General features: G+C 41.7%; 9 protein-coding genes and 1 pseudogene. 8 read left to right on the plus strand and 2 right to left on the minus strand.

Annotated features, from left to right (window positions below; genetic code table 11):
* Positions 1 to 329: 329 nt before the first annotated feature.
* The 3 genes and pseudogenes from zapE (at position 330) to JV36_RS19140 (ending at position 5,092) form a co-directional block, all read left to right on the plus strand.
* Positions 330 to 1,799, plus strand: a complete 1,470-nt coding sequence (zapE, locus tag JV36_RS0117955; RefSeq protein WP_032096608.1) for a cell division protein ZapE — start codon at positions 330 to 332, stop codon at positions 1,797 to 1,799.
* A gap of 1,038 nt (positions 1,800 to 2,837) precedes the next feature.
* Positions 2,838 to 3,404, plus strand: a complete 567-nt coding sequence (locus JV36_RS0117960) for a hypothetical protein (protein WP_032096607.1) — start codon at positions 2,838 to 2,840, stop codon at positions 3,402 to 3,404.
* A gap of 738 nt (positions 3,405 to 4,142) precedes the next feature.
* Positions 4,143 to 5,092 (plus strand): annotated as a pseudogene (locus JV36_RS19140) (IS110 family transposase).
* A 27-nt stretch (positions 5,093 to 5,119) separates the two neighbouring features.
* Here the strand turns inward: JV36_RS19140 and JV36_RS0117970 are convergent.
* Both JV36_RS0117970 and JV36_RS0117975 read right to left on the minus strand, forming a co-directional pair.
* A complete protein-coding gene (locus JV36_RS0117970; protein WP_032096606.1) occupies positions 5,120 to 5,383 on the minus strand; it encodes a type II toxin-antitoxin system RelE family toxin in 264 nt (87 codons plus the stop codon).
* Positions 5,370 to 5,603 carry a ribbon-helix-helix domain-containing protein gene (locus tag JV36_RS0117975; protein WP_032096605.1) on the minus strand — a complete coding sequence of 78 codons (234 nt, stop codon included), beginning with the start codon at positions 5,601 to 5,603 and terminating at the stop codon, positions 5,370 to 5,372. Before JV36_RS0117975 ends, JV36_RS0117970 begins: the two co-directional genes overlap by 14 nt.
* 1,380 nt (positions 5,604 to 6,983) lie before the next feature.
* Between JV36_RS0117975 and JV36_RS0117980 the strand changes: the two genes are divergently transcribed.
* From JV36_RS0117980 to JV36_RS0118000, 5 genes are all read left to right on the plus strand, one after another.
* On the plus strand, positions 6,984 to 8,111 hold the full coding sequence (locus JV36_RS0117980; RefSeq protein WP_032096604.1) for a succinylglutamate desuccinylase/aspartoacylase domain-containing protein: 1,128 nt from the start codon (positions 6,984 to 6,986) through the stop codon (positions 8,109 to 8,111).
* A 411-nt stretch (positions 8,112 to 8,522) separates the two neighbouring features.
* A complete protein-coding gene (locus JV36_RS0117985) occupies positions 8,523 to 9,542 on the plus strand; it encodes a capsular polysaccharide export protein, LipB/KpsS family (RefSeq protein WP_160173592.1) in 1,020 nt (339 codons plus the stop codon).
* Between the two features lie 138 nt (positions 9,543 to 9,680).
* Positions 9,681 to 10,484, plus strand: coding sequence for a MerR family transcriptional regulator (locus JV36_RS0117990; RefSeq protein WP_235207889.1), 804 nt, complete (start codon positions 9,681 to 9,683; stop codon positions 10,482 to 10,484).
* A gap of 236 nt (positions 10,485 to 10,720) precedes the next feature.
* Positions 10,721 to 11,239 (plus strand): hypothetical protein, encoded by a 519-nt coding sequence (locus JV36_RS0117995; protein ID WP_032096602.1) that lies wholly within the window; start codon positions 10,721 to 10,723, stop codon positions 11,237 to 11,239.
* Positions 11,232 to 11,909: a GGDEF domain-containing protein gene (locus JV36_RS0118000; protein ID WP_052010223.1), complete on the plus strand. Its 678-nt coding sequence runs from the start codon at positions 11,232 to 11,234 to the stop codon at positions 11,907 to 11,909. The genes JV36_RS0117995 and JV36_RS0118000 overlap by 8 nt, the downstream gene beginning before the upstream one ends.
* The last annotated feature ends 86 nt before the right edge of the window (positions 11,910 to 11,995 follow it).

Genomic DNA, 11,995 nt, shown 5'->3' on the forward strand with positions numbered 1-11,995 from the left:
TTTGTGAAAGTAAACAGTTGGTAACCCCTTGTTATTTTAAACCTTTTACTAAACAGGTTGTCGACTTGAAGGTCGGCGTGTGTGAGTAAATCTCTTGTTAAAAGTAAAGGGAGGCAGGGGGCATTTCATAGCCCTTGAGTGGTTTCGCGTTTTGTCTAAATAACAAACATGCGGCCATAAGAAGGCTATTTATATTATTAAGATAGTTTTGCTAATGTTATACAAATTGAACTCGGAAACTACAGCCTCTCTACAAATCACTTGATACCTTTACAGAGATCTAACGTACCATTCATCATGTTAATAAACTCATAAGTTCCATAATAAAGATGATGAAGAAGACGTTGATAGCGCAACAACGCGTCGCTCGGCGGTGCCTCTCGACAGGCCCCGTTTCAGCGGCTTATGAACTTAAGGTGGATGCGGGAGAGGTGCGACGCGACGAGGCGCAAGTCGCTCTGGCGGCAAAATTGGATGCCCTACATGAGTCTCTTGCCTCGCTGCCACCAGTACCCGTGCGCACCAACTATTCGACAGAGAGCAGTTATGCAGGCAGTGGCCCATTGTTACTGGCGCGACCCCTGGCATCCGCCCAGTCCTTTCTTCAAAAGAAGTTCCATTTGTGGTCTTTTGGTCCACCACCGCGAGGCATTTACATTCATGGACCGGTCGGGGTTGGCAAAAGCTTTTTAATGGATCTCTTTTACGCGTCGGTTAATGTTTCTGATGATGATTCTTGCTGTAATGATGACAGCCACAGCCACGCAAAAATTACTCAACGCCGCGTCCACTTTCATGAATTCATGCTAGACGTCCATCATCGAATCTTTGTCTACAAACAGAAACACCCACAAGATGATGCAATTCCTATTATTGCGCAACAATTAGCACAAGAAGCCCAACTCCTCTGTTTCGATGAATTTCAAGTGACAGACGTTGGCGATGCTATGATTTTGAAACGACTCTTTTTATTCTTATTGGATTGTAATGTCGTGGTGGTGGCCACCTCGAATCGCTCTCCCGATGCCCTGTATGAGAGAGGCATTAACCGATCCCTCTTTTTACCATTCATAGACATGTTAAAACAGACGTTCGACATTATTTCCATGGCAGATTCCACCAAGGATTATCGACTCGAAACTAGAGCGGATGGTCAATCCTATTTTTGGTCAAACAAGGATGCTCATGGCGACAATAATGCTGATAACGACATACAGGCGCAGTTGGGAGAAATATTTGGTGGCACTGCATCCACAACTGAGGCCGAAGACATTCAGGTCCACTTCGGTCGCACCGTCCAGGTCGCCCGATTAAATGATCGGTGCGCCTGGTTTGACTTTGCCGAGTTGTGCTATCAACCGCTCGGCGCGGCCGATTATATTTCCCTTTGCGACCGATTTCCGGTCATCATCATGGACCGCGTACCCCAACTTACCGCTAATCACCTCAATGAAGCGCGACGATTCGTGACCCTCATTGATGCGTGTTATGAATCTCGCACCCGCTTGGTGCTGGCGGCACAAGTCCCGCTCGACGAGTTGTTTGTCGATTTTGAAGCGCAAGTCGAAAGCAGAGATGGAGATGAAGAATTGTTTGTCAGTGAGAAGGGGGGAAACTCGAGTTCCTTTGCGACGACCATGATTCGCAACAAAGAGGGGGAGCATGTGGAGTGGTCGGCGACGGGTCTAATTGGTGTGTCACTGGCACAATTATCGGCCGCCAATGATCTCGCCTTTTCATTTCGACGAGCCGCGTCTCGGTTGGTAGAAATGGGTGGAAAGGAATGGGGACGGCAATAACGACTTACGTTAAGGTGCCCTCCCAACTAAAAAGTGCCTTACATCAGTTACAGGGGCATCATCCTAATTTGCTAAAACTTAGGTTTCTTTCTCCTGAATCGCTATTACCACGAACGCTTTCAATTGACTCAGGTAATGTAAAAACTTCAACAACCCAATTGATTGCGCAATGCTATGTAAAATGTAAGACAAGTATTTATATCTATTTTTGTTCAAATAACGGGCTGAATATAGTTTTTACACAGCCCGCGCACGCAGCCGACGGATAGAGGGAGTTGAAGGGTTTAAACGGCAAAATGTAGAAATATAATTCTTTGTTCGTATGTCTGCTTCGTCGGACTTTTTGTCGTTTTTAAAATGTCGACTGACGACCTAAAGCCGACATTAGCAAATGTAAGCTGTCAGATTTTTTGGGCGATTACCAGATTGTCACCACCGCGCGGGCGGTGGTCTGCTGAAGACAATTAAGCAGCCCTTCAACTTGCTGTTTCGCTAATTCCGGTTTGTGCCACTAGTGTCATATCGAGTAACTGTCATTACAGATTACCATGACATGAGGGTGGTCAAATTAATGTAATGGAAAATAAAAAATTTGACTTACTGTCCTGTTTTGTGAGATTTTATATTTGTATGGTAATGGTACAAAATTTTTACAGGAGTTTTTTTGAAACACAGGATGTTACTAGGCTTTTATTCACTTGCTGTGTCTCAATTTTCGATGGCAAACGACGAATATGTGACGGTATGCAGTTACACTCCAGCGGATACTTTTCAAGAACCCGAGGAAATCACCCCTACAGATTCATATACTTGCCCTACCTGCCCATCAAACATATTGGCCACAGTGATGGTTTCTAGAAGAATTGTAATCGGATCTTCTGACGGCAATGATTTTATTCTACTTTCTCAGGAACCTAAAACCAAAAATGGGATTTGCTTTACGAACTGCCTGGCGGCGACTAAACATATAGTTTAAGCCTTATTGCAGGCATAAATATTTTGTTCCTGTTCTTAACTTCTATTTAAACGGAATTTACTATGAAAGCAGCATTGTGCAGTTTAGCGTTAGTCATTGCACTCAGTCTTAGTGTTGACGCAAACTCTCAAGAAACTGACAATCAAAGTCAGGATGTGGAAGTGGTTGAAGTTTACGGTTCTAAGCCATATAAAGCATGGAAGCAAGAATTTTTGGATTCCAGAGACGAAGTCAGAAATTATCTAAATGACTCCATTAGCAATACAGATTTCAAAATAAAGTGTCGTCGAGTCAGTATACCGAATTCAAACTTTAAGGAGCGAGTCTGTTCCAGTGGTTACGACACTAGAATTAAAAGAGAATTATTTGAAGATGCATTTTTCCTGGGGGCCGGGGGCTTTTATGTAGCGCAACGAGTGGCAGATTCAGGTTCAACGGAGAATAGAAAAAAACGAGAAGAGCACCTCGCGATTATTGAAAAAATATATGTTGAAGATGAAAAGTTCAGGGAATTATTTCATAAACATAAGCAGATTGAAGCAGGCTACCAAAAAGCCCACGTAGTAAAATTTGGATCTCTAAGTCAATTTAACGACAACCTCGAAAGCGATCAAGAAAACGAGCAATAAATTATACACCTCTCACGTTGAGCTATCTTCCTCCATAGCCGTTCGGTGCTCGGACAACGGCGCATACAACGTGTCAGGCATATAATTATATTGAAATAAGTGCGTAGCGGTCCAAACCCCATGCGCTTTTACGTATGTAACTGTTCGGATATGAACGCCGTCCCGATAAATAAGTAGTTTCTTTTACACAAAAAATATAATACCGCATACAAGGTGCTCAACCGGACAAATTTTTGCTGAGTCGCTATTCTGCTTCGCAGGCATAAATCAACCCAACAACATTTGCCCATTAGCTTAGCGTTAATGTTCGATTTGGGCCTGAAACCCGTCGAAAGAAAAGCCCGTGCTTATGTCCGTTTTGTCGGAATTTTGCCATCAATAGGTTGGCAAAAACCACCTAAAGCCGACATTAACTTTTAGGTGTGGGAGACAAATAGGCAGGCTACGGTGGCGAAGCCGCACCGCGTGTTTGCGGCCCAGCCCGCGCGGCGGGCGAGCTTAATTTTTTTGTATGGATAATTCTTCCCTAAATACACGACATTCCTTTTCGAAGATGGGTAAAGTGAGGCCCAGACTTTGGCTGCAACCAAAGTTGGCTGTGTAGTAGTTCGGCGATTGAGTGGATCCTCAATAGAGAGACCGATAACAAACTCGAACGCTACACGGTACTCCAAGCAACATACTCGAATAGTCGACTGGGCCCCGAGCTCGCATTTAGCAAGCCAGAGTTAGATTATTATGAATAAAACCTTAGTGCAAAACATAAACGTAGGCGTAGAGACCGGTAAGAATTTTCTCGATATTCATATTCGTCCATTAAACGAATATTTCAAAGTCAGTAATAACAAGAAATGCATTGGCGAGGCGATAAAACGTCTGCGGAGGCTCGACATCGAGCGTGTAGTTATCGAGTCAACGGGACGTTATTAAGCTGAATTTGTCGATGCTTGTGCCAAGGCTGGCATAGCGTTCAGTGTCGTCAATCCAGTTCATGTTAAGCGCTTTGCAGGTGCGATAGGCCGAAGAGCTAAAACGGATAAGCTGGACGCCGCTTTAATAGTTCAGTTCGGCGAAGTGATACAGCCAAAACTGCCGACGCTAAAGCCAGAGAATATGCAGAAGATGGCAGATATCGTACGACTAAGAAATCAGTTGATAGAAATGCAAACCAAAGAAAAGAATCGTCTTCAGATTATGCCGAAATCAGTCCAGTTGAGTATCAAAGCGATATTATTGATATAGAAAAAGCACATTGAAAAGATGAACGATGAGTTAGCAGAGCTTATAGAAAGTTGCCCAGATTATAGTGCGAAGAGTGAGCTTGTGCAGAGCATGTCTGGAATAGGGAAAGTGTCGGCAGCAGCGCTAATAAGCTACTTGCCAGAGCTAGGATTAATGAACAGTAAACAAGTCGCTGCGCTAGTTGGTGTTCACCAATGAACAAAGAAAGTGGAAAGTACAAAGGTAAACAGGTTACACAGGGAGGTCGTCATCAAGTCCGTACAGTTCTTTTTATGGCGATAATGTCTGCGATGCAATGTAATCCGAAGTTTAAGTCGTTTTACGAACGTCTAGTTGAGGCAGGGAAACCGAAAAAAGTAGCGATAATAGCCTGTGTAAGAAAGAGGGTTGTAATACTAAATTCAATGGTCAGAGGTGGTGTCATGTGGGAAGAAAAAGTAGTTTAAATTCAAGGTTGACGCCATAGTCGTTTGTTAGGTACGTTTATAAACATCAGAGCGATGCCCGATTTTTATCACCTGTACAACAAGTTCAGTTTCTCGGATTTCATAAATTATTCTATAAAGGCCTTGTCGGATACGATACAAGTAGAGTCCACTAAGCTTAATTGCTCCATCCTTTCGCGGGTTTTCAGCTAATAAGTCAATTTTGGCGAGGATTTGTTTAACGTCCGACTTGGGAATTGCCCTAAAATCTTTTGCTACTGATTTCTTGAAAGTGACGCTATATTTTTCCATCAGCTTCCAAACTGTTTAGCAAGTCCTCATAGGAAATTTCAGGCTCTTTGGCCCTTTGTCTTACTGCAGCCAAATCTTCTTGATCTTCTTTCATAAGGAGTCTTACTGCTTCATCAATCAGTTCTGATATTGAGGTATCTGATGATGCTGCCCGCAGTTTCAAAGCATTATGAATGGCTGGTTCGAAGTAGACGGTTGATCGTTTTGATAAAGCACTCATGAATATGTCTCCACTTGAGTAATGTTAAAACATTATAGCGTTAAAATGTCATTTGGGCTAATTTTTGCTCAAGAGTACCTAACTCCCGCATAAGCGGCACAAATGGCTTGGCTAAAATTTTGTGAGGGACGAACACAAGCCAAGCCATTTGTGTGTCCGCTATTGATGCGATTGTTAGGTAATTTTATCTCTAGGATACGTGGCAACAGTTAATACTAATGGGACAATTATTTGAGATGCGACATTCGTAAAATAAGCATCTGTAAAACCCAAAAGATGTACGGATATTTGATTTAAGCTTACGTTTATACCCAGTAGCGTGAAGAATAAGAATACAGACCCCATAAACTTATAGTTACGCCTGACAGCTATAAAGTCCTCTTGCCAGCATTTGAGTAATTTATAAAAACTCATAACCCCCCATGGTTACCCAACAATTTATTAGTGCGCAAGTTGCGCGTTTTTCTACCGAATTTGCGCTCGTTTTTTTCCATAGTGTCATCATTGCCAAGTTTCTGAAAGGCAAAGAGTACAATGGGTGCAAGAAAATCAGAATGACTTTGCTTCGGACAAAAACGAGCGATCGGGTCGTTTTCCTGAATATAGGAGAAAGTTGTAAAACATGTATAGATATTCAGTTTTTTTGCACGATATTTAGAATCTTTTTAACTACTAAACATTAAAAGCAGACCTTTATTGGCACTTTTCTGTCGGCACCTCAGTAAATGGTTTATGTCCGCTTTGTCGGATTAGCTGACGTTTGTTATCTGCTTACCTTACGGTTGTAATTTGCCCATAGTTGCCAATAAGTCTGCAATAAATCAACGGCTACTTCACTTACTTTTCAGCCGAGTTGAAACGTAGAATGATAATGACAAAACTGACAAAACTGACAAAACTGACAAAACTGACAAAACTGATAAAAACCGTTTTAGGCTACCAACCACGAATCAATCATCATGATTCGCTTTATTTATTATAAATAGAGAACCTGCGACCAATATCAACATGGGTAGTAAAAACCACAATTCCTGCATAATAAACTCCTTATTGAGAACTTTTCTCAGCATAGCTTAAAAAATTGCCAGCAATCAAATTTTGATGTCTGTAATTACCTCTTAAAACCAGTAGCGGCCTGGCAATATTAATTAAACGATACAGCTTTAAAATACTACGTTCAGCCACGCCAATGGTTGAAAATCTCCACCTTGGTGCTACTCTGCGTGCTTTCGCAGAGGTGGTTCGTAATGACAGGCGTGGTCGGTCTTAGCCTCTCTCAGGTACTCTTACCCTAATAGCGCCGTTCTATTTGTGTTAAGTTGCATAGCGAAGAAAAAGGGGGCCAGAAGCGCTCCAAAACTTAAAGATGTCAGAGTGAATATGTCCGCTAATAATACGCAGTTAAAAAAAGAATATTTAGTTGTTGCTCAAAACGCATCAGGCCGTAATTTAAATGTGCCTGTGTATACTTTTTCCGGCAGCAAACCTGGGCCTACTGTTTACATTCAGTCTTCTATTCACGGCGCTGAAGTGCAGGGTAACGTGGTGATTTATCATCTGATCAAGGAACTAAAAAATACCGATATCAGAGGAAAAATTATTTTAGTTCCTAACTGCAATCCTGTAGGCACTAATATCAAGTCGGGCGAATACACACTGGGTCGTTTTGACCCTGTCAACGGTACTAACTGGAACCGTGGCTATTTTTACGACCAAGCCGCGGTAGAACAGTTCGCGAAAACAGTGACACCTGAAGAGCCTGTTGATGTTATTAAACAGCGTTTTCGCGCTCACTTGTTAGCATCAATCGGGAAGAAGCTTGCAGAGCCTTGGGGACTTGGGCTAGCTCAACAACTCAATTTAAAGCTGCAGCAACTTGCGGTAAATGCAGACTTCGTACTCGATTTACACAACGGACCTGTATCAACGCGGCATATTTACATTCCTGAGTACGCAAAAGACAGTGCGTTGCTCTTCAATATTCCTCACAATATTTTTATACCAAACGTGTTTGCCGGTGCACTTGATGAAGCGACGTTTTGCCCTTGGTGGACATTACAAGACTCTGTTAGGCAAAATCTAGGGCGAAACATACAGTGTAACGTAGAAGCATTTACTCTTGAGATGGGAAGCCAAGAAGTGATTAACTTTGGCGAGGGCAGTGTGGATGCCCACAGTATATTGAGTTACCTCAATGGCAAAGGCGTATTGGTGGATAGTGATCTTACACCCGCTGAAATGACGCGATTAGGCGTGTATCTGCGAGACTACAAAACCTTATATTCTGATTTTGGCGGCATGGTGGAGTACATTGCCAAGCCTGGGCAAAAAGTGCAAAAAGGTGAGCCGCTCGCACAAATACTCGACATTGATGAATTGGACAATAGCCAAGGCAGCAGGATGTTGCACGCTCCATGCGATCTTATCCCTATGCTGAATTTTCCTTCAGCCTCAGTATTAAGCGGTACCCAATTGTTCAAATGTTTCACTAATTACTTCGAGCTGTAGTTTGTAGTTGTTTTAGCTATCTAGTAAGTACGTGCTAATGTACAGACCGAGAGTTGGTAAATGCTGTTTATTATAAGTCGTCGGCTGTATCTGAGCGGGTGACTGCGTTTATCAACTTTATTAAGCCTAGAGTAACACTTTAGGTAGATGCCACGACATTTTGTTTACCTGTCAATTTTCGGCAACATAAAGCATTTATAAATACGTATCAGAGTTTAAAAGTGAAACGTGTTTATGAAAGATCAGACAGTCAAAAACGTAAAGAGCGACAGCAAATTTTTGTTTATTGCCAGAGGCAGCTCTCACATAAAATATTTTAGAGCTTTTGCTTCCCGCAGCAGTTTGAATGTGGATGTAATAAAGATAAACAAACATCTTTTTTTGCCGTCTCATTTAAAACATTTAAAGCTAGTGAAACAAACCGACATCAATGCACTTTTACATTTCTATCTGGCCAAAAAAGCGGCATCACACACCACTGTATCAAAGTCGTTTTTATGGGCAATCTATCGATTTGTGATGCGCGTTATCATCATGCTGGATATAGCAAAGAGTATCGACTTAATCGTTAAGTCGAATGCCGATGTAGTAGGCGTTTGGAACGGTCAAAAGTTGCCCAGTTCGTCAATTGCAGAAGCTGCGAAAGTATTGGGTAAGGAGGTAGTTTATTTTGAAAACGGCTTATTGCCTAATTCAACAACCTGCGACTGGTCTGGTGTAAATTGCAGAAACTCTCTTCCTAAAGAGGGTGAATTTTACCGCCAATTCAATAGTGCAAAATCACTTCCTCGTACCTTGGTGTCAAGAGCGCCTGTGTCAAAGAAACAAAAGGGAGTGGATGCAGAGGCGTTGCCTGAGCAGTATATTTTCGTGCCTTTTCAGGTTGAAACTGACAGTCAAATTATTTCAAATTCGCCGTGGATAAAATGCATGGGGCAACTATATCAGCACCTTGCAAACGTCATTGATAAAACAGATACCCCTCATTTACATATTGTTATTAAAGAGCATCCTTCTGAGGCAAAGCGACACGATGAATTGCATAATCGCCATCCTCGAATTGTGTTTGCTAATCAGTGCGAGACTCAGCAGTTAATCGAGCGTTCTCAAGCCGTGCTAACAATCAACTCAACCGTGGGCATTGAGTCATTACTATTAGGAAAATCTGTAATGACAATGGGTGAGGCGTGCTACGGTATTCGTGGTGTGTGTGAATCAATCGAATCTGAAGCAGTACTGCTTAAAAAGTTAAATCAACTAGATGCTTGCCATGGCGAGCCTGAAATCAAAAATGGTTTTCTACACTTTTTACACGAACACTATGTTATTCCCACCGCCTGGAATAAGTTTGATGATGCTCACGTTGATGCGCTAACCAAGCGTTTAACGCAACAAGATTTGCTTTCAAAAAGCGTGGCAGCGCAACATTAATGCAGATTTTTGCTCTAAGAGATAAATCGCCGCAAAAAAATATATAATTAAAAAGAGTTGACCCTTACCTAAGGTAATACTTCAAAGTATTGCTTCAAGGGAATCATGTTAGAAAACAGTAAGCTCTGGTAATGCGTAATGAAAATGGCGAAAAAGGACAAATACAGTGTTGGGCAGTTGAGTAAGGCAAGCGGAATAAGTGTGCGCACTTTGCACTTTTATGATCAAAAAAACTTACTTAAAGCCAAAAGAGACATTAACGGATACCGTTTTTACTCTGACTATGACGCTGCATTGTTACAACAAATTATTATCTACAGACAGATGGACATGACTTTAGATGATATTGCTAACATCATTAACGCCGATAACTTCGACTTGTTGAGTGCACTACACAAACAGCATGAGCTTCTAATACAACGTCGTGAAAATACTAACGACATGATTAAACGCATCGAGGTGTCAATAAAGATGGCTAAAGGCGAAGAAAATTTAGATGCAATCCTTAAAGGGTTGCCACAGGCTAAAGTGGACGAGTGGAAGTCTCAGATTAAACAAGATGAAAATGGTGATGAGGTTTTCGAGTTCTATGGAAAACTTCCTGAAGAAGATATTCACAATATCAAAGATGAAGCAGACGAATGGACCCGCCGTTATATGGAAGTGACTCATCTACCTGTTTATGAGAGTGAAGTACAAAAACTTATAAAAGAAGCCTACATCATTATGAATCGTATGTTTTACAAATCTAAGGATGATTTCTCAGGTGTTGATTACGATCTTTTAAAGGTAATTATCGCAGATGGTAGGCTAGACAGCGTCGTTGTTGATATTTATGAAACACTCCAAAAGGGCTTAGCAAAACACTATTTCGATGCAATGGACTTTTTTGCGGAAAACTCACTCAACCAAAACGAAGAGGAGTTTGTTAGGTTGCAATAAGCTCGCGCATTTTAATGAGTGTCAACAGCTTGAGTTTTTAAGCTCAAGCTGTCCACTGCTGCATAAATGGTGAGAACTGAATTTCAATTACGCTAATCTAACAAATTCAGCAATGCCCTGAAGCGTCATTATCATAGAGTTATTAGCCTCGCAGGAATGAGTTGCCGTTAGGGCTAAAAACTTTTAAAGTGGCGACGACTCAAAGTCGAGATGTTGACATTTATTCACGGAAGACAATGCTTAGCGCTATCAATATCAAAACTAAAATCTTCGCAAGCCTAGTTGCCATTGTGTCGGCTTCGTTTATGGTTGTTTTTGTTCAATTTATTAACCTTGCTGATGAAGGCTCATTGAAAGGCATATCTGAATCAGATGTCCTACGAGCGACGACACAGCTAGACTTATTCTGGTTGATTCAACAAAGTAGTTTTTGGCAGCTAGGGACTCATTTTAGTGCCATTGCCCCTTCGATGTATTTCAATATCTATACTGTATGTTCCTTACTGGTTTTTTCCAGTGGCCTTTACGTCTTTCAGCGTGTCGCGCACAAACCTGCACAGCATTATTTTTCATTGATGTATATTGCTATGGGCTGGGCTCACCTAGCCTGCGCAAAAATCGTGCTGATGACAAATATTCCCCTAAAGTTAGCAGGTCCCGTTATGGCAGTTGGTGTGTTATCCGTCATCTATTTTTCATTAGCTGGTGTGTTACTAGATGGCTGGTTTTTGCTGCGAGACAGAGTGCATGCGTAAGTACTGGGTGCTATTCGCGCTGATGGTTGTTGCAAAGGATGCAAACGCAGATGTATGGCGTTCTATTGCCTCAGAAGTCACCATGCTCGCAATGATTCTATTTATTAATTTGCTGTTCTTTGCGGTATTGCTTATTGGCGTTTTTGTTCACAGCAGTAAACTGAAGTCGGTAACAGAGAGGCATGCCCTCGATGCACAGCATGATTTTCTTACCAAGGTGCTAAATAGAAGAGGCTTTGAACTAACGCTCAATTCATTGGATACCCGTGAAGGTTACTTACTTATTGTTGATATTGATGATTTCAAAAAAATTAATGATAGTTTTGGCCACCCAGTAGGTGATCGTGTACTGAGAGAGGTAGCTGAAGTACTTAAACGCTCTTTACGTGAACACGACCTAATTGCACGTTTAGGTGGTGAGGAGTTCATAATTTTTATGGGAACACGTGACGTTAAAGAGGTTAATATTATATCTAACAGGCTGATTACTAGTGTTAATAACCATGGGTTCACTGTAACTAACGATCGGACGCCATTATCCGTTACGGTGAGTATCGGTGTATCAAAAATTAATCTAATCGAGTCAGATTTAGACACCTCCTATAAAGCGGCAGATCACAACTTGTATATCGCTAAACAACATGGAAAAAATCGATACGTAATGTGTTGAATGTCGCCAAACAGATAAACCCCAATCGCTGCACACAGCAGTCCACGAAAAAATGATGCAGAGTCAGTTTATGTACTGATTCAAGT

This window comes from Alteromonas sp. LOR (genome assembly GCF_000753865.1).
GTDB lineage: Bacteria > Pseudomonadota > Gammaproteobacteria > Enterobacterales > Alteromonadaceae > Alteromonas.